At 38.1% G+C, this 26,071-nt stretch carries 21 protein-coding genes and 1 pseudogene; 5 read left to right on the plus strand and 17 right to left on the minus strand.

Annotated elements, in window-relative coordinates:
- Nucleotides 1–127: 127 nt before the first annotated feature.
- Nucleotides 128–370 carry a response regulator gene (locus tag UP17_RS13625; protein ID WP_081108822.1) on the minus strand — a complete coding sequence of 81 codons (243 nt, stop codon included), beginning with the start codon at nucleotides 368–370 and terminating at the stop codon, nucleotides 128–130.
- Nucleotides 371–428: 58 nt separating this feature from the next.
- Here UP17_RS13625 and UP17_RS13630 point away from each other — a divergent pair, with 58 nt between their 5' ends.
- Complete coding sequence (locus UP17_RS13630; RefSeq protein WP_061463493.1) at nucleotides 429–1,619, plus strand: alanyl-tRNA editing protein; 1,191 nt, start codon at nucleotides 429–431, stop codon at nucleotides 1,617–1,619.
- Nucleotides 1,620–1,715: 96 nt separating this feature from the next.
- Here UP17_RS13630 and UP17_RS13635 read toward each other — a convergent pair whose 3' ends face one another.
- Nucleotides 1,716–2,129 carry a hypothetical protein gene (locus UP17_RS13635; protein WP_061463494.1) on the minus strand — a complete coding sequence of 138 codons (414 nt, stop codon included), beginning with the start codon at nucleotides 2,127–2,129 and terminating at the stop codon, nucleotides 1,716–1,718.
- A 79-nt stretch (nucleotides 2,130–2,208) separates the two neighbouring features.
- On the minus strand, nucleotides 2,209–2,403 hold the full coding sequence (locus UP17_RS13640; protein WP_061463495.1) for a hypothetical protein: 195 nt from the start codon (nucleotides 2,401–2,403) through the stop codon (nucleotides 2,209–2,211).
- A gap of 139 nt (nucleotides 2,404–2,542) precedes the next feature.
- Here UP17_RS13640 and UP17_RS13645 point away from each other — a divergent pair, with 139 nt between their 5' ends.
- On the plus strand, nucleotides 2,543–3,064 hold the full coding sequence (locus tag UP17_RS13645) for a GNAT family N-acetyltransferase (protein ID WP_061463496.1): 522 nt from the start codon (nucleotides 2,543–2,545) through the stop codon (nucleotides 3,062–3,064).
- 38 nt (nucleotides 3,065–3,102) lie between these two features.
- On the opposite strand, the gene UP17_RS13650 is transcribed toward UP17_RS13645, so the two are convergent.
- Nucleotides 3,103–5,361: a HelD family protein gene (locus UP17_RS13650; RefSeq protein ID WP_061463497.1), complete on the minus strand. Its 2,259-nt coding sequence runs from the start codon at nucleotides 5,359–5,361 to the stop codon at nucleotides 3,103–3,105.
- Between the two features lie 593 nt (nucleotides 5,362–5,954).
- Here UP17_RS13650 and UP17_RS13655 point away from each other — a divergent pair.
- Nucleotides 5,955–6,194 (plus strand): hypothetical protein, encoded by a 240-nt coding sequence (locus tag UP17_RS13655; RefSeq protein ID WP_061463498.1) that lies wholly within the window; start codon nucleotides 5,955–5,957, stop codon nucleotides 6,192–6,194.
- A 340-nt stretch (nucleotides 6,195–6,534) separates the two neighbouring features.
- Here UP17_RS13655 and UP17_RS13660 read toward each other — a convergent pair whose 3' ends face one another.
- Nucleotides 6,535–6,936, minus strand: a complete 402-nt coding sequence (locus UP17_RS13660) for an RDD family protein (RefSeq protein ID WP_061463499.1) — start codon at nucleotides 6,934–6,936, stop codon at nucleotides 6,535–6,537.
- Between the two features lie 341 nt (nucleotides 6,937–7,277).
- Between UP17_RS13660 and UP17_RS13665 the strand changes: the two genes are divergently transcribed.
- Nucleotides 7,278–8,897, plus strand: a complete 1,620-nt coding sequence (locus UP17_RS13665) for an ABC-F family ATP-binding cassette domain-containing protein (RefSeq protein WP_061463500.1) — start codon at nucleotides 7,278–7,280, stop codon at nucleotides 8,895–8,897.
- A 197-nt stretch (nucleotides 8,898–9,094) separates the two neighbouring features.
- A complete protein-coding gene (locus UP17_RS13670; protein WP_061463501.1) occupies nucleotides 9,095–9,367 on the plus strand; it encodes a hypothetical protein in 273 nt (90 codons plus the stop codon).
- 816 nt (nucleotides 9,368–10,183) lie between these two features.
- On the opposite strand, the gene UP17_RS29555 is transcribed toward UP17_RS13670, so the two are convergent.
- From UP17_RS29555 to UP17_RS13725, 12 genes and pseudogenes are all read right to left on the minus strand, one after another.
- Nucleotides 10,184–10,390, minus strand: coding sequence for a transposase (locus tag UP17_RS29555; RefSeq protein WP_349817572.1), 207 nt, complete (start codon nucleotides 10,388–10,390; stop codon nucleotides 10,184–10,186).
- A gap of 268 nt (nucleotides 10,391–10,658) precedes the next feature.
- The gene (locus tag UP17_RS13680; RefSeq protein ID WP_061463502.1) at nucleotides 10,659–11,624 is read right to left on the minus strand and encodes a carbohydrate kinase family protein; all 966 of its coding nucleotides are present in this window, start codon (nucleotides 11,622–11,624) and stop codon (nucleotides 10,659–10,661) included.
- A gap of 117 nt (nucleotides 11,625–11,741) precedes the next feature.
- Nucleotides 11,742–13,676: a glycoside hydrolase family 32 protein gene (locus UP17_RS29725; RefSeq protein WP_434218698.1), complete on the minus strand. Its 1,935-nt coding sequence runs from the start codon at nucleotides 13,674–13,676 to the stop codon at nucleotides 11,742–11,744.
- A 78-nt stretch (nucleotides 13,677–13,754) separates the two neighbouring features.
- Nucleotides 13,755–14,771 (minus strand): annotated as a pseudogene (locus UP17_RS29730) (glycoside hydrolase family 32 protein); the annotation flags it as partial.
- 73 nt (nucleotides 14,772–14,844) lie between these two features.
- Entirely contained in the window at nucleotides 14,845–15,747 is a 903-nt protein-coding gene (locus UP17_RS13690) for an ABC transporter permease (RefSeq protein WP_250211843.1), read from the minus strand.
- Between the two features lie 80 nt (nucleotides 15,748–15,827).
- The gene (locus tag UP17_RS13695; RefSeq protein ID WP_061463505.1) at nucleotides 15,828–17,393 is read right to left on the minus strand and encodes a sugar ABC transporter ATP-binding protein; all 1,566 of its coding nucleotides are present in this window, start codon (nucleotides 17,391–17,393) and stop codon (nucleotides 15,828–15,830) included.
- Nucleotides 17,394–17,473: 80 nt separating this feature from the next.
- The gene (locus UP17_RS13700) at nucleotides 17,474–18,454 is read right to left on the minus strand and encodes an ABC transporter substrate-binding protein (RefSeq protein WP_061463506.1); all 981 of its coding nucleotides are present in this window, start codon (nucleotides 18,452–18,454) and stop codon (nucleotides 17,474–17,476) included.
- Nucleotides 18,455–19,000: 546 nt separating this feature from the next.
- On the minus strand, nucleotides 19,001–19,753 hold the full coding sequence (locus UP17_RS13705) for a DeoR/GlpR family DNA-binding transcription regulator (protein WP_061463507.1): 753 nt from the start codon (nucleotides 19,751–19,753) through the stop codon (nucleotides 19,001–19,003).
- Nucleotides 19,754–20,376: 623 nt separating this feature from the next.
- A complete protein-coding gene (locus UP17_RS13710) occupies nucleotides 20,377–21,885 on the minus strand; it encodes a glycoside hydrolase family 32 protein (protein WP_250211844.1) in 1,509 nt (502 codons plus the stop codon).
- A gap of 135 nt (nucleotides 21,886–22,020) precedes the next feature.
- The gene (locus UP17_RS13715; RefSeq protein ID WP_061463508.1) at nucleotides 22,021–23,484 is read right to left on the minus strand and encodes a glycoside hydrolase family 68 protein; all 1,464 of its coding nucleotides are present in this window, start codon (nucleotides 23,482–23,484) and stop codon (nucleotides 22,021–22,023) included.
- Between the two features lie 145 nt (nucleotides 23,485–23,629).
- Complete coding sequence (locus UP17_RS13720; RefSeq protein WP_061463509.1) at nucleotides 23,630–24,904, minus strand: ABC transporter substrate-binding protein; 1,275 nt, start codon at nucleotides 24,902–24,904, stop codon at nucleotides 23,630–23,632.
- On the minus strand, nucleotides 24,904–26,070 hold the full coding sequence (locus UP17_RS13725; RefSeq protein ID WP_061463510.1) for a response regulator transcription factor: 1,167 nt from the start codon (nucleotides 26,068–26,070) through the stop codon (nucleotides 24,904–24,906). Before UP17_RS13725 ends, UP17_RS13720 begins: the two co-directional genes overlap by 1 nt.
- Between the last annotated feature and the right edge of the window lies 1 nt (nucleotide 26,071).

The following is a 26,071-nucleotide window of genomic DNA, read 5'->3' on the forward strand; positions in this document are numbered from 1 at the left end:
ATTGTACCCAATTATTTATTTTTCCAACATATTTGAATTTATCATTTTTTTGTTGTTCTGTATACCCATTACGGTTTTTTATTTTTTAACCCTTGTCATCTTCGTGGAATGCATGAGGGACTAGAATCTATCCTTGGTTACCATTGCTGAACAAGGTATGCATAATTACTTCGGATAATTGGCTCGGTTTATATGGTTTAACTAAAAAATCCTTAAATCCCAATGAAATACCCTTTTCCCTTTCATCAAGTACCGTCGATACAAAAACGGGAATCTCATTCAAGTCACAGGATCCTTTTAACTCCCTCAGGATTGCCCAGCCGTCCATTTCTCCCTTCTCAAGAAGGATATCTAGTACTATGACATTCATAATCAGGTATTTCGGTGATATAATTTATTGATTAACTGAAAGGAAAAAGAAAACATACATGACAAAAAAATTGTATTACACGTCCACCATGACTTCCGAATGGGATACCACTATCCAGGAGTCCGTTGAAGAAAATGGCTTTTACTACATCACTCTTGAAGAAACCGCTTTTTATCCAGAAGGGGGCGGCCAGCCTTCAGATACTGGCAAGATAGAAGGAATCACTGTTCTGGATATTATAAAAAGCAATGATGGAAAGATTCTGCATAAGACGGAGAGAAGGCCAGATTCAGAAATCGTTCACTGTGAACTTGATTGGCCCCGCCGCTTCGATCATATGCAACAGCATAGCGGCCAGCATTTACTCTCTGCAGTCTGTGTCGAACTGTTTGACTCGAATACGGTCAGCTTTCATCTTGGAAAGGATTATTTAACGATCGATATAACGTCCGAATTTAAATGGACTGAAGTACATACGGCGGCAGTTGAAAAGCAGGCTAATCAATATATTATTGAGAATCGCGAAATACATGCATATTACGTGACAAAGGAGCAATTACAGACACTTCCTGTCGTTAAAATGCCTACTGTGTCCGAAAATATCCGTATTGTTGAAATAGAAGGGATTGAGTATAACCCTTGCGGCGGAACCCATGTAGCTCGAACCGGTGAGATAGGCTTAATAAAGATTTTCAAAACGGAGAAGCAGAAAGATTATACCCGCCTCTATTTTAAGTGCGGCTTCAGGGCATTGAACGAATTTTCCGAAAGTCTTGGTATTCTTTCAGCCTTATCGAATAAATTCAATACCGGACGTACAGAGATATTGAATAGGGTGGAGAAACTGGAGAATGACTATAAGCAGCTACTATCGGTATATGAAAACTTAAAACTTGAAAATGCAAACTTTCTTGCTGACTCTCTGCTTGCAGAAAATGCAGAGGGATTCATCTCTCATATATTCGAAGATAGCTCAATGAAAGATCTGCTTTACCTTGCAGGTACGATTGTAAAAAAGGAAAAGGTTACTGTATTATTAGCATCACGTAAGGAGCAAAAGGTGATTCTTTCGCACAGTGGGTCCTTCCCCTTACATTGCGGAAAATATTTTAAAGCTGAACTCAGTTCGTATAATGGGAAAGGCGGAGGGAGCGAACAGACTGCACAAGCAGGTTTTGCGTCACAAAATGACCTAATGGCATTTTACCAATACACAGTTGAAAGATTAGGCCAAAATTCAGGTGAATAAAACCTCTGCGATATGGGTGATGCCCATTCGTGAAGAACACAGAATTTATTTTTTTCAGAATTAGAAGAGAGAGGACAAATTGTGCCCTCTCTCTTTTTATACTTCTATCTTTAATTTCCGTAACCCTTGTTCTTCAATATGAATATGATATTTTTCTTCGAGCTCCAGGATACGTTTAAAGGCTTCCTCCTGATTATATTCATGGTTTTGCGATTCTTCGGCAAACTCTTTTCTTGCCAAATGATAGGCAAGCTTATCCCTGAATACTCCTTCTTCATACTCATCTATGACTTCATGAAGTTGATCCTCCAATTCCCTGCTTAAATCATATATTTCGTATTCCTTCAAAAACTGGACTCCTTCCATGCCGAAATCTTTGGCAAAGGAATTGAGATACTGTTCAACCTCACTGAATTCTTTATTATTTTCAGTATCGGAAGCAACCCAATATCCGTACTGAACCATTTTGAATAATGTTTCAAACTGTTTCTTGGTAAAATTGATTTTCATTGTCCATTAACCCCTTTTCCGGTTCCTTACACCAAAAAGAATAAACCGCAATGGAACAAAAGTCCAATGCAGTTTATTCTCAATCAAATATTTCGGTTACAGAAAAATAAGCTGCTTTTTCCGTATCTATGACATAATGGCAATCGCCTTTAACCAAATTATAATAACGGTGCTTTTGAATATTTGAAATCATTTGAGTTGAGTCATCTCCTTCTACCTCATGCTCTATTTCTTTGCCTCCCGGAAAATAAAAACCAACTTTCAATTTCATCATTCTCATCCTTCCCTTCATCTGCTTGAATCTCTCTTTTATTTCTTATCCTTTATCATGAAGTTATAAACATAAATTAAATGCTTATTCACTTTTTCCATGATATTCTAGAAAAAAATACTAAAACCAGAAGGTGTTTTTAATGAAAATCAGGAGAGCCATAGAAGAAGATGTAAATGGAATAGCAAATGTACATATAAACAGCTGGCAAACGACTTATAAAGGCATCCTCCCGGATCAATACTTGTCTTCCTTGAATCTGGAAGCCAGAAGGAAAAACTGGTTAAGAAATTTAAAGATGCTGCATAATGCCACTTTTGTTGCGGAAAATGCCCATGGGGAAATCATCGGCTTCGCTGCGGGCGGACCTGAACAAACGAATGATCCGCATATTCAAGGTGAAGTATATGCCGTCTATATTTTAAAAGAGTATCAACGGCAGGGATTCGGCCGAAAAATGATAAAAGCGGTCATACATGAACTTATTAAAATGGAACATAAGAATTTAATAATCTGGGCATTAAAGGATAATCCTTCATGCGGTTTTTACAAGGCGCTCGGCGGTCAAGTAATAGCTGAAAAAACTGTTAAAATGGCTGGGATCGAGCTCATCGAGGTCGGTTTTGGGTGGCAAGATATTAAGGATATCCTTTTGCATTTGTGAGCGTACCCGGAGGATGGTTACATTCCATCCTCCACCTCTCATGTCTCAATTAAGAAAGCATTTTTCTCATTACCTAAAAAATAAAGTCGGTGCAATGGTCTTGTCATTGTTACGTAAAGCAGTTTAATATCAAGCTCATTTTCACGGCAATACGCTTCTTCCAGGGATATTGCAAATACGACATCGAATTCCAGGCCTTTAGCTTGATATGAAGGAACAATTAATGTTTTATCTTTAGGAATGTTTCCCGCTTCATCTATTAAATGAAAGCTTTGATGGAATGCACTTAGTTTCTCGTTTGCCAGTTTGCAATCTTTCATCGTTTTGGCAATAACGGCAAACGTTTTAAATCCCTCTCCTTTAAGGCTTTCAATAAGTTCGATCAGCTCTTCTTCCCAACCTTTCTTTTCAATGGAAATGAATTCTGGATCCCTGCCATGACGGACTACAGGTTCAACTTCCGGGAAATCGTAGGTTAACAACTGAAGAATCCGGTTAGCTTGTTTCATTATTTCAACAGTGGTTCTATAGCTTTTTTGTAATTCAGTGTACGTCGCCCGCGGGAAAATACGATGGTGGACCTCATCCCATGTTTGTAACCCCCGGTATGAATGGATGCCTTGTGCCAGGTCACCTACTAGTGTGAACATATCCGTATCCACTGCTGTTTTGAGTGCCTGTAACTGCATGAAACTATAATCCTGTGCCTCATCAATGACGACATTTTTTGCTTTGTTTTCTTTGTCGACACCAAAAAGCCGCTCCTGAAGATATAATAATGCACCTAAGTCCTCCATCTCATAGCTTTTATCAGAAAATAATTTATGATTATACTCACATAAAGCACTTGCATCTTCAAAAGTAAGTTTACCATTACTATACGAGGCCAACCGCTCCGGATCTTGATATAATTCCTGATAGTAATGTAGAAGATCTTTATTTTTGAATTGCTTAAAATAGCCTTTTACAGAAGAACGGATCGCTTTTTGGATCTGTCCGATCCTTTCCTCTTTTTTATCGAGGCATTTTGTAACAAATTCCTTGCGTATGTCTGGATCTATATTCTTAATGAGAGCCTTCTCAATTTTAGCCTCATAAAAATCAAGAACACGATCAAGCATTATTTTCTTTTTCAATTTAACTTCATTTTGTAAAATGGCCTTCAGTTTGTCCAGCCTGCCGTATAACGGTAAATACCAATAATCCTCTTCCAATAATCTAATGAACTTCTTAGCGGAATAGAGGCGATATTTATCACAATAAAAATCTGCATCCGGATGAAAACCCCTGAAAATATCCTTTACATATTCGTCCAAAATATATTTAAATACAGGGGAGCCCTTTAGACCTGATATCCAGACAGCGGACTTTATTTCTTCATCATCCTTTTCCAGCATTCGAGTTAGTTTATCATCAGGCACAAGCTTCACTTGCTTTCCTATCGCTGCCTGCACATATTCGGAAAATGTGAATTGTTTTACTTTTTCAACACCTAATTCAGGTAATGCTTCAGATATGTAATCAATGAACACCCGGCTCGGGGCAAGAATCATTAATTGTCGCGGATCGAACAAGTCTTTATAGTGGTAAATGAAATAAGAGATCCTATGTAAAGCAATTGTCGTTTTACCACTGCCCGCTGCGCCCTGAACAATGATAGGTTTATTCAAATCTGCACGAATGATTTTATTTTGTTCTTCCTGGATCGTGGTAATGATATCTGTCAACCGATTGCTGGAACTTTTAGAGAGGGATTCCTGCAACAATTCATCCGTCGTTGTTAGATCAATGTCCCTTACCTCTTCCAAGACACCTTCTTCAATCATTAATTGTCTCTTTAAAGTGATGTTCCCGCTAAACGTTTCCCCTTCCGCCTCATATTCAATTTCACCAATCCGTCCCTCATAGTAAAGGTTTGCAATTGGTGAACGCCAATCTACGATGATCTGTTCCTGGCTTTCCCTCTGATAAAGGGACGTTTTTCCGAAATAAAGCACTTCCCCTCTTTCACCATCATTCCTTTCAAAATCCACTCTTGCAAAGTAGGGCTTTTTACTTGCTTTACGTAAACTTTCAAGTTCAGCTTTGGACATTTCAAAAAAGTTGGCTGTCGTCAACAATTGAGAATATAAGCCGGATTCAGACCAATCGGCATCACCAAAAGCTTCTTGCATATTCCGCTGAAATTGATCTTTGCTTGTTTCTGATGTTTTGATGACTACATCTATATAACGTTTGGTAAAATCCAGCCGCTGTCGTTCCAGTTCAAAATCAGGGTGACTTCCCAATAAAACCACTCTCCCATCCTCGTTTATTTATCAAACTTATAAAAATGCCGATGCTAAGACGAAATGGACATTTATACTATCAGAAAACCCAATGGTTGACAAATGTGGACACATAGAATTATATAGTTGAAATTAACTTTTTTAGAAGGAAAATCATTGAATGCTTTTCAGAAAATACGAAAGAGACAAATATAATTATTTCATATTTAAAAATGTCATTTCCATTCTGGAAGTAGGAAGCTTATTTTCATTTCTTCCAATGGACAATTCTCTTCTCTTTATTCATTATGCTATGCAGTGTATTTATTGTATATCAAAAAGATGTTAGACCCATCAATCAGGCGAACCCTAAATCGTGCCTTAAGGTTTAATGCATAATGGGCAGAGCAGGGCAGAGCTTGATTTTCAGGGAATGACCTTACCATATAATTAGTCAACACAAAAAGCACTTCCCCTAATAGGGGAAGCGCCCGGTTAGACCTTTCTTCCACAAAGGTCATCAATTCTTAACATAAATAACGCTAATTTAATGTTTCATTGGAAACTCATGTTATATACTTAAATTACAATTAAATAATTTTCTTACGAAAGTGGGTACTGTCATGGAAATAAATGAGCGACAACCAATACTATCCCCTAAATTAATCCATGAACTTGAAATTTTATCATCTAAAACAAATATGTCTATCCCTGAATTATTAGAAATATCTGTAGTATCACTGCTAGAAAAGGTGAATAATACCAAAGAAGTGAATGTTGGACTTAATAATAAGGAAATGATTTTAAGAAATAAAATCATCATTAATCAAAATAGAGAAGTTCTGAATAACCAGAGCACTTGACCATATAGGTTAAGTGCCTTTTTTTCCTTTACATTTACAATGTATGAACAACATCCGATTACTCCACTGACTTGTGTACTTAATGTTCGATTCATGACCTTAAAAACACATTAACTGCCATTATGTTAAATTGATTAGATATTCTAACATGGTTTCCAATGTAATATTTATTCCTCATTATGTAATTCCCCACCAATACGATCAGTTAATTCCTTTGCCCTGTTTATATTTGATGAAAATACACCTAGAGTTCATTCAAGGATTTCCCATGAAAAATTATATCCGTTTGAATTTGTAATTTCGCATTAAAAAAAGCAGCTATTAAACTGCTTATCAATCTTCATGGTTTATTTGATGTCACGTATGTACCAGCTATGAAATCATGTATAGATCTATGATCTTTTCTTAAGCCAACCATGAATGCACTGACAATATACCCTATCCCTAATGTAACGGCATAAACTAAAGTAGCAACAAAATTCCTCATTAGCATTGTGCCTATGCCTAATTTTTTACCGTTCACCCTAACTATGCGTATACCCAAAATCCTTTTACCCACTGTATAGCCATACCATAGTATCGGGATAATCAGCAAGTAAAGAAAGTTGACAAACGTTGAAAAGTTTTCGTTATCCCAATCACTGGTAATCAACCCGAAAATTATCGATAATGGTAAAGTTACTATTAAAAAATCCAAAAATCCTGCTAAAAAACGTTTCCAAAAGCCTACTGAATCGCTCATATTTGCTCCTCCTTTTGCATTAGTTACAGTTACCTATATTACCAATTATAAGGTTGGTGCGTAATGAGCCTTTATGCTCATAATTTTCTTCAGCAAAAAAAGTAGAACTTATATTACAGCCGATACTTGTTCTTCAAAATTAAACTCCTGAGTAATTTTTGCTTATAAACGTTTGTTTTTGCTAATCTAACTTTAATTTTCCTACGAAATAAGATACAATTTAACGAACGGCATTTAATAAATTAATGGATATAAACTGCTGTTTGAGTGAATCAGCGTAAAACTTGTGAAACAAAGTGTTGGAAACGTTGAAACAAAAGATTTTGGAGGAATGTAAATAAATGATTACTGTAAATAATGTTGGTTTACGCTATGGAGATCGTAAACTGTTTGAAGATGTTAATATAAAATTCACGCCTGGTAACTGCTACGGTCTGATTGGTGCAAATGGGGCAGGTAAATCGACGTTCTTAAAAATCCTTTCCGGTGAAGTTGAAGCACAATCCGGTGATGTCCATATGGGGCCTGGCGAACGCCTTGCCGTTCTAAAACAAGATCACTTCGCTTTTGAAGAAGAAGAAGTCCTTAAAGTTGTCATTATGGGACATGAAAGATTATACGAAGTCATGCAAGAAAAAGATGCCATCTATATGAAGGAAAACTTCACGGACGAAGACGGAATGAAAGCCGCCGAACTTGAAGGTGAATTTGCCGAATTAAACGGCTGGGAAGCTGAACCTGAAGCTTCCATCCTCTTAAAGGGCCTTGGCATTGCAGAAGACCTTCATACAAAGAAAATGGCCGAATTGAACGGTGGGGACAAAGTTAAAGTATTGCTTGCCCAAGCACTATTCGGTAAACCGGATGTTCTTTTACTGGATGAGCCTACCAACCACTTGGACTTAAAAGCGATCAAATGGCTGGAAGAGTTCTTAATCAACTTCGAAAACACTGTTATCGTAGTTTCCCATGACCGGTACTTCCTTAACAAAGTTTGTACACATATCGCGGATCTCGATTTCGGTAAAATCAAAGTTTATATCGGTAACTATGACTTCTGGTATGAATCAAGCCAGCTTGCCCTTAAACTGACTCAAGATGCCAATAAGAAAAAAGAAGAAAAAATCAAAGAGCTTCAAAATTTCATCGCCCGTTTCAGTGCCAATGCATCCAAATCGAGCCAGGCGACATCCCGTAAGAAATTATTGGACAAAATCAGCTTGGATGACATACAGCCTTCTTCGCGCCGCTATCCATATGTCGGCTTTACACCTGAGCGTGAAATCGGGAACGACCTGCTTCGTGTAGATGGAATCTCGAAAACGATCGATGGCATAAAAATATTGGATAACGTCAGCTTCACGATGAATAAAGGTGACAAGATTGCATTTGTCGGTAAAGATGAGATTGCTAAAACAACCATGTTCAAAATCTTGGCAGGTGAAATCGAACCGGATAGCGGCTCATTCAAATGGGGCGTTACGACCTCTCAGGCATATTTCCCTAAGGATAATGCCGAATTCTTTGAAGGTGTCGATTTAACACTAGTCGATTGGCTCCGTCAATATTCTCCTAATGACCAGAGCGAGAGCTTCCTGCGCGGTTTCTTGGGCAGAATGTTATTCTCTGGTGATGAAGTCACCAAAAAGGCAAGTGTCCTTTCAGGGGGCGAAAAAGTCCGCTGTATGCTTTCTAAAATGATGTTAAGCGGTTCGAACGTCCTTATGCTTGATGAACCTACTAACCATCTAGACTTAGAGTCGATTACGGCGCTGAACAACGGTTTGATCAGCTTTAAAGGATCGATGATCTTCTCCTCTCATGATCATCAGTTCATCCAAACTGTGGCGAACCGTATCATTGAACTTACACCAAAAGGAACAATCGATAAGCAAATTAGTTATGATGAGTACCTTGAAAATAGCCAATTGCAAAAACAAGTGGCAGAAATGTATAAATAAGAAGTTTGTTATATGCGGCACATCCTTATGGGATGTGCTTTTTTCGTTTGCGATCTTCCTACAGTTGTTTCCAGCCTTTAATGCATTAAAGGTATAAAAAACAGTCTGCAATAAATATAATGATATTCCCCGAAATATGAACACTGAATAATTTAATGGATAACAAGGTATATTGGTAAGAAAGGAGTGAGTTAAAATTGGATGGTCATTTAGTGAAAAATATCTTTGAGGATACAGGATACCTTTTTTTATATGATAAATTCAGTTATCAATTTTATGTATCCGGATTGTTCGACTTAGTGGATCAAGAAAAAATAATTTCGGATTTTTTACATACTTATGGCTTCGATGATAAAAACCCACTCTTTTTTGACGACTTTTCCTTTTACTTCAATTGTTTTCATTATTCCCACCAAAAACAAACGATGATGAATTACTTGAAAACAGACTATGACGAACATATTTGTTAAGTATATAAGGCCAGATAAACTGATCATGCCTTTTATTAGCGAAAACCATTCAAAAAACACCAAAAAGTACAGTACTTACTGATTTAAGTCAAAGAGAAATACCAATTTTATCAAGGTACGGAGGAAGGAAAGTTAGTACAATAAAAATTGAACTACCAAACGCTACATTTTCCCATTTTTTCAAATTGTCTTGCCACCTTTAATTTTTCAAATTCTAAACAACGAACTTCTCAGCAGCAGTTAAAATCATTTCTTTTTCAAAGCCTGCCTTTCTAGCTCTTCCAGTTTTTTTAAGGAAGTCATTTTCTGCTTCAAGGAATCTGATTCTCGCCTCGGCCTTCCTAAGTTGGTCCTCTACAGACTGTGGCTTAGAAGTGGGGCGTGATGTACTTCCTTTTCCACGTCGTTCCGTAAGGAAGCCTTCCTCACCAAACCTTTCAAAGGTACTACGCCCGCGCTGTAGACAACGTTTAGGTTGTTTCTTTCCAATTATTTCGAGATTAAATCCCTGGTCAATGAAAATTTGAGAGGGAGATTTCCCCTTTTTATATTCCTAAACAGCTTTTGTCTTAAATTCCGGACTATAGGAAATAGATCGCTCGGAAGCACCAATGATATTTGGATTCTTTTCAAGTTCTTTAATCTGAAATTCAGTATATATATTCTTACTCATAGAAACCCTCCGTCCATACTCATTACTTCTATTGAAACATAAAAAGACCCGGATAAGGGGGCTGTTGACAAAATGGGGGAGAGCTTTTGCTCCATCCCCATTTTGATTTTTATCGTTAATTGCTGTTTATTTATTATTTTTCTTCACTTTTTTGTAGCTAGTTCATTACTTTTATGATTCGTTTTAAGTTTAATGCCAACGCAGAGGCATTGTTCATGGATTTTTTGAATGCCCCTCTTATATGTCTTATATAAATTGTGCTTTATTTTCATGGTGCCAAATGAGCCTTCACACCAGATTCTTCTTAGTTTTTGAACCAGTTTGTAACCACTTGTTTTTGTCCTTTTCATGTTTTCTATAGTTCATGGGCGATGGGGCGTGATATGGTTCTTTTGGTCGCTGTTTTCCCGAAGCATTCCACTCTGAGATGACAGACTTTACAGTCATTGGTTTTTGCCGAATAGGTCTTGTAATTTGTTTCGCCACTTCTCATTAAATGTGTAAAGACTAGTTCCTTCTTGAACAACCGCTTATATAAACTAAAAATCGCGATGCACCTAGACTCCCTAAGCCAGGTGTACCGCGATTTTTTCACATTCCGAAACAATACGATGAAGACTAAATCTTATATATATCCTCTTCGTTTGGTAGAGAAGAAATCGCTCCTACCTTCGTACACACGACGGCACCTACTTTATTTGCAAAAAGAATGATCTCTTTAAGTTTACTAAAATCACTAAGAATTGTGTCATAGGACTCAAGATTTGCAAATTGAAATAAAGCAGCACCGACAAATGCATCACCAGCACCAGTTGAGTCAATTGAATTTACTTCGACGCTGTTTATTACACTCATTCCACTTCCATTTGAAAGAAGAGTGCCTTCCCATCCAAGGGTAACAGCCACTATTTTTGCCCCTAAATGATGGAGCATTGCTATTCCATCATATTTATCCATTTTTCCCGTGATTAGTTCAAGCTCTACTTCGCTTACTTTTACAAAGTCAGCCATTGATATACCCTTTCTGGCTAAACGAATAAATTCAGCCACTCTATTTTTCCATAAATCATGTCGGAAGTTAGGGTCAAACGATAGAAATATCCCCCTATTTTGTGCAAATTCCATTGCCTTTAAATAAGTTGTTTTAAAAGGGTTTTCCAGAAATGCAGTTGCAGATCCAAAGTGAATGATCTTTGCACCACTTAATCTATCTAGGTATAAGTTATCCTCTGTTAAATTTCGATCCGCTCCTCTATTGAATACAAAATCCCTTTCACCATTTGCTTGTAAAGAAACAAATGCTAAAGTAGTTGGTGCTAAATCGTCAATAACAATCATCGATGTATCAACCCCCACCTCTTTCATCGTTTCTATTAAAAATAATCCAAATGGGTCATTTCCTACTTTTCCAATAAGACTCGCTTCCCCACCTAGCCTTGAAATAGCAGCTGCGACATTCGCTGGTGCACCCCCGGCTTTCTTTAGAAAATGATTACCTTCCATTAAATTAACATCAATATCTGTACAATAAAAATCGATTAAAAGCTCCCCAACGCATATGACTGCGCGGTTTGTTTTATTCATTTACATTACACTCTCCATTCTTGTGATTTAGGTAAAATGAAAGGCTATCGATCATTTTCGACAGCCTTCATAAACTCTTACTATCAACCCCTCTTTAATAGGCTTGAAATTTAGTCTTTATCTTTTCCATATACTCTTTAAAGGGTATATTTTCAAAGACTTTAATGTAACTTCTCCACCCTTGCTATAAATTTGTAATCCTTTACTTGATGGATCCGGGAAAATTTGATCAGAAATAACCGTTTCACCTTTGTTTCCAAACACTTCTACAGCAGATCGGTCAATGAAAATATGCATTTTCACAGTCCCATTTAATGCATGTAACGGTCCGTCATGCTTACCGACCACATTGTTCCCATAATCAAAGCTTCCTGAATTTGAACGGTCTACGAATAATTGTTTGGTGGCAACATCATAGCCAATAGTCGTATATTCAGTTGCTCCTTTACGAACTTGAAAGCCGAATTCAGTTGCTTTTATATCATCTACATCAAACTCAGCTATCATTTCAAATGAATCTTCTGATAGTTTGGATAGGAGATTACTTTCACCAGATATGACTTTATTTTTATATGAAATTTTTTCACTCTTATCTCGAATGGTTTTTAAAGAAACTGGTGTTTGTTTTAAACGTAAACCTTCTTCTGTCTGAGTTAGCTCCAACTTTCTTGGCAATGTCGTTGAACTTCTCCAAGTCGAAGTTGGTGTATGATTTGCATATAGCCAATTACTCATCCAGCCAATCCAATATTTTTCGCCATTCTTCCCTTCAATTCCGCTCCAATCAACTGCGGCATAATAATCTGCACCGTAGTCAGTCCATAACACTTGATCGGAAGGGTTTTCATTTTTAAACGTTTTCCCGTCAAAGGTACCTACAAAATATTGCATACCTGACCCGCCTGCAGGAGCGCCATCATTAATGCTTACCTGTAGTACCCATTTTGTTTTTGAAGGGTCACCATCAATTGGTAATTCGATTAGAGTAGGACATTCCCAAATCCCTCCGTTACTACCATGAGTAGAAGGTATCCACTCTCCAGAAACAGCAGACCAGTCTGTAAGGATGCCGCTTTCTTTCGAATCGCCTTTCTCAGGCTCTTTGGCAACTTGGTCTACTTCATTTGGCATGGCCCCTTCATTATAAACATTAACATCATCCATGTTTATATGACCCCAACCACCTGTAGCTTTGTCTACAGCTTTAATATATAACACTTCTCCAATGTATTTAGACGCATCCCAGACGTATTTTTGATATTTTTCTTCTTTAAAATTGGTATTGGCTTGTCGAATTAATTCTTGATCATCAGAGGCTCTCACTAACGAAACATAGCGGTTGTTGATACCATTACCACCGCCCAACAGAAAGTTGATTTCTCCAGAGCCACCTAGTTTAAAATATGAGGAGTGCAGTTCACCTGTTGCGTCATCTCCCTTTTGAAGATCAGTAAACCCCCATAGGTGGTAGTTTCCTTGGTGGCCGAAATCCCCTCCCCAGTATGATGGTACATTTGTCACATGATCTTTTGTGAAAGCATTACCTTCGATTGTAGTCCACCCAGTTAGATCACCTGTCTCAAAGTCATGATTAGTAACTTCCTTCTCATTTGTCATGATGTTCTTACCAACTTGAACATCTTGGAATAACGTGGATGAATTCCAAACATTTAAGCCAAAATGTCCTGACGAAAAAGTTGAATCATTTACATCATGAATGAGATTTCCATCTAAAGAAATTTTAATGTTTTTTCCATGGGTGCTTGCTTTTAAATGGTACCTTTTATCTGTATCTAGATTTATTGTTTTTTCAGCTAGAATGGATATGTCTCCATTTTCGATTTTCATGATTTTTATTGTATCGTTTAAAGCATCGATATTCGCCATATAACCGTTTGTTGCATTAGGATCTGCACGAAAAAAGAGCGAGCCGGCTCCATTGCCACCTTTTTCCCCAGATATCTCAATGTTTGCTTCATAAAAAAAGTTATCCCCTGTTTGACCACTCATTACAAAAGCATCCTCCGTAGAGGTTCCACTTTTTCCATCCATCGTGTTCTCCCAGCTTCCATTTACATTTGTCCATTTTGATAAATTGGTTTCAAAGTTAGATGTATTCTTGAACTCCACATTTCGAAAGGCAGCCGTTGAATTCCACGCTGACAATCCATAGTATCCATAATCGAATTCTATATCTGTTTTTTTTATAACGGATTGATCGTTTACAGAGACTTGAATTTGATCCCCATCTGTTTCCACCTTCACATGGTAGGTAGTTGAAGTTTTGAGGGTAAAAGGTTTTCTCGCAATTTCCTCGTTTGCTCCATCTACATTCTTACTTAATGTTATGACATCGTTTTTGGCATCTAAGCTCGCAACATAGCCGTTCTTTGCACGCCTATCTGACCGAAAAACTAAACCGCCTGCCCCTTCTCTCCCATTCTTTTCATTAAGGGTAATATCTCCCTCATAACTAAATGATTCACCTGTCTGGGATGACATGCTATAAGAAGTTCTGTCTAAGCTATTTGCTTGTATTCCACCATCTTCGCCGAATTCACTTGCATACTCCCACTCTTTTAAATTAGGTGAGGTATAAAACATGATCTTATCCTTAGCCGCTAACGACATAACCCATTGGTTTGATTCTTCATGCCAAAATACTTTAGGATCGCGCCAATCTTGTAAAGGAGGGTCTGGCATTACGGGATTCCCTTTATACTTTTCCCAAGTTCTTCCCTTATCTAAGCTATACGCTATACTTTGGACTTGCTTATCCCCTGAATGCGTAAAGATGGCAACCATTGCTTCTTTCCCAAAGCCAGCCGTATTGTTCCAATCAATAACAGCACTCCCCGAGAAAATCTGGCCGTTTTCATCCGGCGATAAAGCAATCGGCAAATGCTCCCAATTAACAAGATCTTTACTGACAGCATGCCCCCAATGCATCGGTCCCCATGTCGTTCCATACGGATGATATTGATAAAACAAATGATATTCACCTTTATAAAAAACCATACCATTCGGATCATTCATCCAGTTAGCTTCAGGAGAAAAATGAAATTGATTACGGTATGGTTCATTATAATACCCAGGATTTTCTGCATATGCACTATTAAATGGTAAACAAGTGACAGTTGAACATATTAGTAGAGTACTAATAATCCTCTTCACCTTTATTTCACATCCCTTTTTTAAAATCTAAAATGACATGTGATCGTTATGCTGGACTATTTCCGCGCAATCGATCTAATAGAACGGCTGCCACAATGACTCCACCTTTTACAACTAACTGCCAATAATAGTTGACATCCATTAGAGTTAACCCATTACTGATTACCCCCATAATTAAAACCCCAATAATTGTTCCTATTATTTTCCCTTTTCCACCTGTTAAACTTGTTCCTCCTAGAATAACAGCAGCAATTGCGTCTAACTCATACATTTGACCAGCAGTTGGCTGTCCAGAAAACAACCTTCCCGCTAAAACGACTCCTCCTAAACCAGCTAGTAAACCACTAATCGAATACACATTGATTAAAGACTTTTCAACCTTAATTCCAGTTAACCGAGCTGCCTCTTCATTGCCACCAATCGCATAAATATGACGACCGAACATCGTATATTTAAGAACAAAAAACATCACAACATATACTAAAGACATGATATAAATAGGAGTGGGAATTCCGAAAATACTTCCACCACCGATGAATTTAAATGTTTCGTTTTGTAAAACAATTGGATAACCGCCACTAATGACATAAGCGAGTCCACGAACATATGTGAAGCTGCCTAGTGTGACAATAAATGCTGGTAACTTTGCTTTGGCTGTAAGAAACCCATTAATCAGTCCTACTGCATACCCTACTAGTACGCCTGATAACATCGCAATTATAGGATTAACTCCTGCAGAAGAGACCATGACTGAGATAACGCCAGATAGAGCAACTGTTGCACCAACTGATAAATCAATACCACCAGTTAAAATAACGATTGTCATCCCAGCAGCTAAAATAGCAATAATGGAAACTTGTTTTAATACATTCAATAAATTGGCTGTATCTAAAAAATTTGGTGCTGTAAATGAAAGTACTACACACAATACTAATAAAATCATGATCATGCCAAGCCTATTCCATAAAGAATAAAGGACATTTCCTATATTTAGGCGTTGTGAATGTGTAATAGTTTGCGTATTCCCTCTCATTTCTCTCTCCCCCCTATGGTAGCTAAACGCATAATTTTTTCCTGTGTAGCTTCTTCCTTCGAAAGCTCGCCTGTTAACCTTCCTTCACTCATGACAAGTATTCGATCACTTACCCCCAATACTTCAGGAAGTTCAGAGGATATCATTAAAACGGCCAATCCTTCATCTGCAAGCTTTGACACAATTTTGTGGATTTCAGTCTTGGCACCTATATCAACCCCTCGTGTTGGTTCATCAAGTAGTAATACCTTTGGTGCAATTGATAGCCACCTAGCGATCACTACTTTTTGTTGGTTCCCACCACTTAAGTTTGATACTTGCTGTTCTGGGGAAGCTATTTTTATATTTAAGTCATCAATATATTGGTTAGCGCTTTCATTTGCTTGCTTCCAATTAACAATTCCTGCTTTAGCGTGTTTTTTCAATTCAGCCATTATGATGTTCTCTTTTACGGACATTGATAAAAATAACCCTTGTTCTTTCCTGCTTTCAGGTACATGTGCAATCCTATTAGCGATAGCATCTATTGAGGATTTGATTTTAACAGATTGACCATCAACCAATATTTCGCCACTTTTCAACTCGGACAAACCGAAAATGGTCCTAACCAATTCTGTTCTGCCAGCTCCAACAAGCCCCGCTAAACCAACAATTTCACCTGGGTAAATTTTTAAAGATACATTCTTTACAATCGTGTTATCAGAAACATTTTTCAATTCAAGTACAGGTGAAACTTCCTTTGGATTTTTTGTGCCAAAAGCTTTTGACCGATTAAACAAGTCCTTTAAATCCCTTCCTACCATCAGCTTTACGAGATGATCAGGATTTGTCTCTTCAATCGGCCCACTTGCAATCCATTCGCCGTCACGTAATACAGTGAACCTATTAGAAATTTTAAAGATTTCTTCCATTCTGTGAGAGATATATACAATAGCAACTCCCTGCTTTTTCAAATCATCAATTATTTCAAACAGCTTTTTTATTTCTTTATCTGTTAAAGAGGCGGTTGGTTCATCCATTATGAGTACCTCTGCATTAAAGGATAATGCTCGGGCGATCTCGACCATTTGTTGTTGAGCAACACTTAAGGTCGAAACCAATTGGCGTGGATTTAGATTCGACCCCATTGAATCTAACACCTCTTGGGCACGTTCATGGACCTCATCCCATTTCACCATTCCTAAACCATTTCTAGGAAAGTTCGAACCCATTAAGATATTTTCACTTATTGTTAAATTAGGAGAAAGGTTTAACTCCTGATGAATAACACTAATTCCTTTGTTCCTTGCATCAGTAGGGTCCTTCCATAAAATTGGTTGACCTTTCAAGTAGATTTTCCCACCATTGTCATCAGGTGTATGAATGCCTGCGAGGATTTTCATGAAAGTTGACTTTCCAGCGCCATTCTCTCCCATTAATGCATGTACTTCACCTGGATAAAGTTCCATTCTCACATTGTTCAATACGGTTACACTTGAGAACGTTTTACTAATCCCTGTCATATTCAACACTGGCTTTTTTAGAATTTGTTGGCCTTTAAGCGACATTTCATTGACAGCCATACCTTTATCTCACCCCTTATATTGATTTGAAGAGGCTGATTAAAGGAGGAATCCTTATCAGCCTATTTATTGAAAGAGGCTTACCAACCTTGGTAAGAATCTAATGTATCTTGAGTTACAATCTCAACTGGAACTTTAATAAGCTCCTCAACTTCTTCACCATTTTTCACTTTCATTCCGATTTCAACAGCTTTTTTGATCATGTTACTAGGTGACTGAGCTGAAGTTGCAGCAATTGTACTTCCTTCCTTTGCCATTGCTTCTGTGGCTTCAGGAGCACCGTCCACTCCGACAATGAAAAATTCATTTTTACGATTCGCTTGCTCTTGAGCAATTTCAACACCAATTGCTGCTGGATCATTAATCGCAAATACAGCGTCAATAGAGCCTGATGAATTAGCTTGTAAAATACTTTCCATCACCGTTAATGCCTTTTCGCGATTCCCTTCTCCATTTTGCTTCGCGATAACTTTAATTTCGGAATCCTTTATTGCATCTTCAAATCCTTGAATACGATCAGATACAGCCGAAACAGGAGGTCCATCAATAATAACTATTTTTCCTTTTCCACCTAATTTTTCAATCACATATTCTCCGGCCAGTTTACCAGCTTGATAGTTGTCTGAAGTAACAGTTGCATCGACACCACCTTCAGCATTAGTATCTACAGCAACTACTGGAATATCAGCAGCTTTGGCCTGTTGAACAGCTGCCGCAATTCCTTTTGTATCAACAGCATTTAAAAGAATGATATCTACCTTTTTCGTAATAAAGTTTTCAATTTGATCTGCTTGTTTTGCTAGATCATATTCAGCGCTTTCAACTAGAACTTCAGCACCTAATTCTTTTCCTGCTTCTTCAGCACCTTTAGCCATGGAGACGAAGAATGGGTTTGCTAAACTCCCCACCGCTACACCGATCGTTAATTGTTTGTTACCTTTTTGTCCTTCGTTACCATCTGTTGAACCATTTGATGATTCACTAGCCCCGCTACATGCCGTCATCGCGGCAATTACAAAAGTCAAAACTAGTATTCCTAGAATTTTTACATATTTTTTCATATTAATCCCCCTAGTTTTTGAAGATGAAAATAATTAGCTACAGAACGAGAAATTGTTACCGCTCTCAATCTCTTAAACTAGATCACCTCCTTACATGAATATTTTTGGTTGAAATAAAGGAAATATGGTTGATTTTGATAGTTTTTTCACATTGACTATTTATTGATAACGCTTTCATCCCTTGTAAAATAATATAATTACCCTTTACACATTATAATTATAATTGAATGAATTTGGTTGGTTTTGATTGATTTTGATTATATTAAAGCTGTTTGTAATTGTCAATGGTACCAATTATTACAAAAAATATATTGATAACATAAAATATTAAACTTTCAAATGGAATGTTTAATAGATGGAGCAGATTTTCCCTCATTGTTAATTGATCACATTACAATGAATCAAGCCTTTTTTATTATATTGATAAAACAAAGGGGTAAATTTCCAATAAAATAATTTCAGAATTTTCAAAAAAGATGGTATTCAAACTGTCTGAATCAGACAGTTTGAATACCAGCTTTCCTTCAACGATAGCAAATTTAGTTTTCAATCCCTCACAATAATTATCTCCGTTTTCTCCTTATATTTTCCTAACGTTATTGTACTTTCTTCATTCGTAATAACTTTTGTTTGGTTTAAATCTGCAAACTTAGAAAATGATACTTCTCCAAATTTTGTATGATCTGCTAATACAAAGGCCTCACGTGACAAAAAAATGGCTCTTTCTTTTATTTGCGCCTCTTCTGGATCTGGGGTAGTCAATCCAAAATTATAATGAATAGCGTTCGCACCCATGAAACACTTATCAAATCTGTATTTTTTTATACTTTCGTATGCATAACGTCCAACTGTTGCTTTAGTAATCTTTTTAACAAACCCACCAATAAAATATGTACATATTTCATTTTCAAGTAATGCTTCTAAATGATCAATTCCGTTTGTAATGACAACGATATCTTTTTGTCTTAAATGTTTGATCATCTGATACGTTGTTGTTCCAGCATCAAGATAAACACAGTCGCCGTCCAAAATTAGTTCTGCCGCATATTTTGCTATCTTAGCTTTTTCCTCAAGGTTCTGCGTTATTTTCTCAAACACACTTGGTTCGTCTCGTTTACTATGTAAAAGTGAAGCTCCACCATGTACTCGTTTTAAGTAGTTCTGCTTTTCTAATTGATCTAGATCACGACGCAAAGTAGATTCTGAAGTATTTGTTAATTCTACTAGCTCATGAATCTTAACATTCCCCTTTTCTTTTAACAGCTTTAAAATTAATTGATGCCGTTCCGTAATAAGCATGTTATCTCCTCCTCGTATTACACTTCTATTTAAAGGTTCTTCGTGTATTCTAGTTTAATTAATTTTAGTATATAGAATTTTGAAGTGACATGTGAGAACTATATTAGGGGTACCGCCAACAAGCTAAGGTGAATTTGTATCATCACAACGAAAAAACGCTATTCCTTTTGTAGAAATATACAGGAAGGATGGCGTTTTCTATGAGTTTTTCTGTTTCAGACGGAATGAATTTCTCTTTTCTCAAGAACTTCAAAACTATTATCCCATCTTCTCTACAACAATTAGCTAAAGAATGGATTTGAGTCAATATTTTGGACACAAAAAAGTTAAATCTTAAGCTGCATTTCTAATTTGGTCTTCAATAGCTTGTGGAGTTTTTTCTACGTCTGTCACAAAAACTTCAAGCTGCCTAATATTTTTTCAAAAAAACTATTTGATGGTTTTTTTTGTCATAGTGTTACCTTAGCAAATTAAAGAGAACACACTTTTATATTATCTCTTGCGTGCTTAGCTTGATGGCATGTGGTGGTACACCCTTTTAGTAAATGCACATATTTGAAGGAGTCATTTCTTATAAAAGAATGTATGTGTACTCATATGAAAGGTATCTGCCAAGATGAGTTTCAATTAATCGGATCAAAATGTGTAACCTTCATATTCTTAAAGATCGCTTTGCCGCCCTCGGAGAAGAGAGTAATTCCCTTATCTTCGGCATGAGGGAATATTAAGTTTGAATAAGCAGCCTTTCCATCATCCACAAAAACTTCAATACTCGTTTTATCGACGAGAATCTTTAAATGAACCTTCTTCTTACTGACATCAAATGGTGCAGTACTTTCAACGAACTGATTCGTTTCGTCAGGTTGATCTGTGAATACCCGATTGACATAAGAGTAATTTCCTTCTGCAGAAATGCCTACGTCAACGTGGCGTTTTTGATCATCTGACTCCCTGAGCCTAAATCCTGCATTCTTAAAATCCGACCATGAGAGATCCGCCTCTATTTGATAGGCATCTCCTTTAACATCAAGTGTTTCCGAGCCATCCACTTCGATTTTATTAAAAGAATTCGTTGAGCTTGTCAATTCTTTTAATGCTTCTGAAGGCTGTGAAGAAAGATAATACTTGTTCTCTCCTTCACGCTTTAGTTCAATTTGACGGACGATCGAATCCATTCCGTTAAACCCTTCTTTTAATGTCGGCGTATTGTTGGCGTAGGCCCAGTTATTCATCCAAGCGAGGGCATAGCGTTTGTCTAATTTGTCACTTGCCTTGCCATCTTCAAACGATACTCCGCCATACCAATCGAAACCGTAGTCTAGCCATTGGGGTTCATGGTTATCTAGAAGAAATTCTGTTCCATTAAACGTTCCTGTCCAGTATGCATAGGTGTTGGGTTTCCCTGCTGATTTTCCGTTTGCACTGACGCCCAGCACCCACTTTACTGTCCCTTCATCAGCGCGGATCTGGTAAAGGTCAGGGCACTCTAAAACTCCAATGTTCTTAGTGGAAAAGCTGCTCGTATAGCGCCAATCTTTCAGATTATTAGACTCATAAAAACCTATTTTCGATCCTTCGGCCAAGGTCATGACCCATTTTTGATTTGTGTTATCCCAGATGATTTTTGGATCTCTAAAATCCTTCGTTCCTGGATTTTTCATAATAGGCTCGTCACTGTAAGAGGTAAACGTATTTCCTTTGTCCGTACTGTACCATAGAAATTGTTCTTGTTTCTGGCCATCCTTAGAAGGTTGTGTTGCGATCGCCACAAAAGCCTCTTTTCCAAACCCAGCTGTATTATCCGTGTCTATAACGACTGACCCTGTCCATGGATCCCCATTTTGATTCGTATATTTTGGAATGGCAATTCCTTCATCATTCCAGTGAATCAAATCTTTAGAGGTGGCATGTCGCCATTCTGTACCATTGCCATCCGGGTAATCTCCATTATAGAGGTAAAAATAATGATAATTTCCTTCATAGTAAACGGGCTTCTGTGGATCGTTTTTCCAATGATCAGGAGAAGTAAAATGATAGGCAGCCCGGTAAGAGTGCTTTTCTACCTTATTTGGCTGATTAGCTTCTTTTGTTTTATAAAATGAATGAATCAAAATTCCTGTGCTAATAACCATCCATAATCCAAGAACGAATAATCCAACCATCTTATATTTCTTTTTGTTCACTTAAACTCACCACTTTCCTCTTTTAAAATAGAAAAAAGAAAATGCCAAGTTTTCCTGACATTTTCTTTTTCTTTTCACTGGTAATTACTTAACCGTAATCTGGCCTTGTTCAAGAATACTGTCTTTTACTACTGATGTTTTTTCCCCTTTAATGTTAAGCTGGAAGCTTGGGGCAAAGGTAGATTTATTGTCTTCAAAATAACCTCTGTTTGTCATGTAGCTAGTCACTACAACATTATCACTGTCAGCCTGCGGGATCGCATAGTGTGCATAGTTCCAAGTGATGTCATATGGATCTAGATCCTGATGCAGGACGATGCCCGTTTTATTTAATGGTTTATATGGGCCAGTCAAGGAATTTGACGTGTAGCCTAACATGTAAATATCTTGATTATCGATTCCATCAATGGTCATTTTTGATCCTCTTGAGCTTGTGAATAAATACCACTTGCCGTCCTTTTTAAAGATGTTTGGACGTTCGATTTCATCTGTGACCGTATTTGAAACTAGCAATGGCTTCATTTCTTTTTTCAATGTATAATCGTCGTTTACTTCAATAATTCCAATTGCACCGTTTGCAAGTTCAGCTAATTCTTTTTTAGGGCTTTGCATAAGTTTGTTTTTTTCACCTTGGAAGAAATTATTGCTGTTGCCATAATAAGCTCGATTGTATAGCGATTCTTCGCCTTGGTAGCCATATTCTGTACCCGTATTTGCTTCAAATACAAGGTATTTGCGGCCTTTGTCTTCCACATAGTGAGGGTCTCTGAAGGTATGATTATCAGCGGAATTTCCGTCCTCTACAAATTTATCTACAGTTTGATAGTACCTGCTGTCTTTGCCTTCATAGATGGATTTGTAATCCTCAACACCATCCACTTTTAATGTTTCAGAATCTGGCTCTGAAAGGTTTACTTGAGCGGTTGTCAAGGTTTGTTTCCCATAATTTCCTGACTCAGGTATATACGGTTCACGATTTGTATAGAATAAGCGAACTTCCCCGTCCTCAGTGAAGGTTGCAGAGCCTGACCACTCTTCGGCTTGCTCTTTTAGGTAAGGATCATTTGGAACGTTTTTATCATTGTCATCAAATACTCTTCCAGCATTCTTCCAAGCATTAAGGGAGTTGTCGCCCACTTTTTTGTAGAATATGTAGATGAACGTATCGCTCGCGTTTTTAGGATCGCCTGCTAATCCAAAAACGATATGATATCCTTTGTACTCTGCAACAGTTCCATCAGCGTTTTGCAATGGCCATGTATCCCACACATCTAAATCAATGGTTTCGCCTGATTCCGTTACTTTTTTGGCAGAAGGGATGTTTTTAATTGTGGATTCATCAAACTTAGGAACGGCATATCTAGTATCACCGTGCTGATTAATCATATCTTTCATAGCTGATCGAGTAATTTGTGAAGTATCGTACGTTTCTTTGTAATCTGCCGGATCCTTTGAAGCTGCAAATGATTGGGTAACAGTACCGCTTAATAGAATGCCAGTACTGAGTATTCCTGCTGTTGCCTGTTTGGCAAGCCTGCTAAAGTTCATAAGTCTTCCTCCTCGTTTTATGTGTTTGCTAGTACAATAGAATTATAGGCGATTCCTGAAAAGAGAGGTATGCCACATATTGATTGGAATTTAGTCGTATATTGATATCGCAATTGCGGAAGGCAAAAAAAGCCCCGGCAAGAGGCTATTCCTTCGAAAACCTCTCCCAGGACTTCTGATATTCATTGAGCAGCTGATGGCGGTTCAGCTGTTTCCCGACATAGAGCTGAGTCGCGGCTCCGAATTCCTCTCTAATTTCAACAGGGAAGTGAGACCAGTTAGATGGGACGGTGTTCCCATCTTTGTAATTTCGAAGAGTTTCTTCTGCGAGCGGCCCTATATCATCAGTTTTAATGTTCTTAAACGCAGGAATGAATTTGAATTCTTCCGTCATGAACCGTTTTCCTTGTTCTGACATCACCATCCAATTTAAAAACTTCTTGGCTTCTTTTTTCTTTTCAGGAATGGACTGTTTATTTACGGCCCAATAATTTGGAACGCCGACAACAAGGGCTTCCTTTAAAGGTCGGTCATTAATCGGAATCGGCATAAAACCAATGTTCATGTCAGGCGAAGCTTGATCGATCATCGGCTGAATCCAGTTGCCTTGCTGAATGATGGCTGCTTTTTCGGAGGTAAACAGATTCACTTCCATTGTATAGTCCGTTGACAGTGGATTATCATTTCCGTACTTTATGGTGAGATCCAGCAGGGCAAGTAGATCCTTGAATGTTTGATTGGTACTGATTTTTTCCGTTCCGTTATTTAAATTTCTAATAAAAGCATCAGTATCCTTTTGCTGGGCAAAAGCAACATTCATTAGATGGTCGCCCAATTCCCAGTCTTCATAGTAGCCTGTTGCAAAGGGAGTAATGCCTGCATTCTGCAGCTTTTCGGCAGCTGCTGTCAGTTCAGAAAGAGTGGCGGGCTGTTCAGTAATGCCTGCTTGTTTAAATAGATCCTTATTATAGATAAAGCCATACCCTTCAAGGTTAACCGGCATTCCGTAAATTTTCCCGTCCAATGTGACCGGCGTCAGGGCTTCTTTGTATGCTTGATTAATCCAGGGCTCCCCTGAGAGATCCTCCAGATAGTTACGCCATAGCTTGGCATTTTCATAGCCGCTGTTTGTAAAGATATCCGGACCAGTGCCGGTCGCCATTTCGGCTTTTAGGTCGGCGAGGTCATCCATTGCGCCTCCAACAGTATGTACCCTGATATTGACGTGAGGATTTTCCCGTTCATAAGCACGCGTCATTTCTTCAAATTGAGTGGAGATTTCCACTTTCGGATTCCTTAAATCCAGCGTGATTTTCCGCTCTGTCTTTTCCGTTTTTTCTGGTGGGGCTTCGTCCTGACATGCAGAAAGAGACAGGCTGACGGCCCCGATTAACAAAAGGGATAAAAACCTGTTTTTCATCATGTCACCCCTTTAGATACATGTTGATCGTTCTTATTCCTGAACTCAAAAGGCGTCATTCCGACGACCTTTTTAAATAGCTTTGAAAAGTAGATTTCATCTTGATAGCCAAGCATGGTCGAGATGGAGTAAATGCTTTTGTCTTTTTGTTGCAGCCACGACTTTGCCTGTCTTATTCTAAGCTCCGTGATGTATTTGGACAGGGTCATTCCGGTCTCTTGCTTATACTTTCTTGAGATATGCTCGCGGCTTAAGAAGAAAACATTCGACAGCTTTTCCAGACTCAAATCCTCCATATAATACATGTCAACATAGGAAACCATGTCTTCCATGCGGCGAGCGGCATCTATTTCATCCAGACGGTGGATGGATCGGAAGTTTTGTTCCTCGAGCTTTTTCTGCAGAGCCTGAAACGAGGTCCTGATATCCGATAAAGTTTCGACCTGCTCTTCAGTTACAAGCCTTACAGGGATATCGAACTCCTGGCTGATCCATTCCTCAACGGAGAGCCATTGATCGCGAATGGTGATAACAAGGCAGAGGTTAAGATCCGTCTGCAAGGAAAACGCATTTCCTAATTTGCGGTCCGTAAGTTCACCTGAAAGCTTTTGGATATAGAGATCCGGATTGTGCATCTGGTAAAAGGAGAGCAGTGTCAGCTTATAGCCCTCCGATTCAGGAAGAAACTCGGCAAGGCTGATTGCATCTGAACGGCCCCCCAGGCATATCGCAGTGGCTAACTGGTTTCTCCGCAGTTTTTTCACATCTTCCAGCACTTCAGCATGTTCAAAGTCATCCTTCCAGGCTTGTACCGATTTTTCCAGTGTATGATTGAACGCCTCATACTCAATCGGCTTCAGCAGGTAATCAAAGCTGCTGTGCTGAATGGCTTTCCGCATATAGGAATAATCGTTATATCCAGTAATGAAAATAACTTTCCCCGGATAGGAAATGGAATCCAACCACTCAATCAGTTCGATTCCGCCCATACCGGGCATTTTCACGTCTGTAAAGATAATCTCAGGGCGTTCTTTCTCAATCAGTGATTTTGCCTCATGGCCATTTTTCGCTTCCAATAGCTTGGTGATGCCGTGAGTTTCCCACTGGCCTAAATGGCGTATGACGTCCCGCACATTGAATTCATCATCGACAATCAGTGCTCTCACC

This window comes from Peribacillus simplex, assembly GCF_001578185.1.
Lineage (GTDB): Bacteria > Bacillota > Bacilli > Bacillales > DSM-1321 > Peribacillus > Peribacillus simplex_A.

Bases quoted from the DNA above. Each gene is read 5' to 3' on its own strand.
- UP17_RS13705 (WP_061463507.1), bottom strand. From the start codon at position 19,753: ATGCTTATTACGGAACGGCATCAATTAATTTTAAAGCTGTTAAAAGAA.
- UP17_RS13715 (WP_061463508.1), bottom strand. From the start codon at position 23,484: ATGAACTTTAGCAGGCTTGCCAAACAGGCAACAGCAGGAATACTCAGT.
- UP17_RS13635 (WP_061463494.1), bottom strand. From the start codon at position 2,129: ATGAAAATCAATTTTACCAAGAAACAGTTTGAAACATTATTCAAAATG.
- UP17_RS29555 (WP_349817572.1), bottom strand. From the start codon at position 10,390: ATGAAAAGGACAAAAACAAGTGGTTACAAACTGGTTCAAAAACTAAGA.
- UP17_RS13665 (WP_061463500.1), top strand. From the start codon at position 7,278: ATGATTACTGTAAATAATGTTGGTTTACGCTATGGAGATCGTAAACTG.
- UP17_RS13680 (WP_061463502.1), bottom strand. From the start codon at position 11,624: ATGAATAAAACAAACCGCGCAGTCATATGCGTTGGGGAGCTTTTAATC.
- UP17_RS13640 (WP_061463495.1), bottom strand. From the start codon at position 2,403: ATGATGAAATTGAAAGTTGGTTTTTATTTTCCGGGAGGCAAAGAAATA.
- UP17_RS13655 (WP_061463498.1), top strand. From the start codon at position 5,955: ATGGAAATAAATGAGCGACAACCAATACTATCCCCTAAATTAATCCAT.
- UP17_RS13695 (WP_061463505.1), bottom strand. From the start codon at position 17,393: ATGGCTGTCAATGAAATGTCGCTTAAAGGCCAACAAATTCTAAAAAAG.
- UP17_RS13710 (WP_250211844.1), bottom strand. From the start codon at position 21,885: ATGGTTATTAGCACAGGAATTTTGATTCATTCATTTTATAAAACAAAA.
- UP17_RS13625 (WP_081108822.1), bottom strand. From the start codon at position 370: ATGAATGTCATAGTACTAGATATCCTTCTTGAGAAGGGAGAAATGGAC.
- UP17_RS29725 (WP_434218698.1), bottom strand. From the start codon at position 13,676: ATGGATGGAAAAAGTGGAACCTCTACGGAGGATGCTTTTGTAATGAGT.
- UP17_RS13690 (WP_250211843.1), bottom strand. From the start codon at position 15,747: ATGATCATGATTTTATTAGTATTGTGTGTAGTACTTTCATTTACAGCA.
- UP17_RS13660 (WP_061463499.1), bottom strand. From the start codon at position 6,936: ATGAGCGATTCAGTAGGCTTTTGGAAACGTTTTTTAGCAGGATTTTTG.
- UP17_RS13700 (WP_061463506.1), bottom strand. From the start codon at position 18,454: ATGAAAAAATATGTAAAAATTCTAGGAATACTAGTTTTGACTTTTGTA.
- UP17_RS13645 (WP_061463496.1), top strand. From the start codon at position 2,543: ATGAAAATCAGGAGAGCCATAGAAGAAGATGTAAATGGAATAGCAAAT.
- UP17_RS13630 (WP_061463493.1), top strand. From the start codon at position 429: ATGACAAAAAAATTGTATTACACGTCCACCATGACTTCCGAATGGGAT.
- UP17_RS13720 (WP_061463509.1), bottom strand. From the start codon at position 24,904: ATGAAAAACAGGTTTTTATCCCTTTTGTTAATCGGGGCCGTCAGCCTG.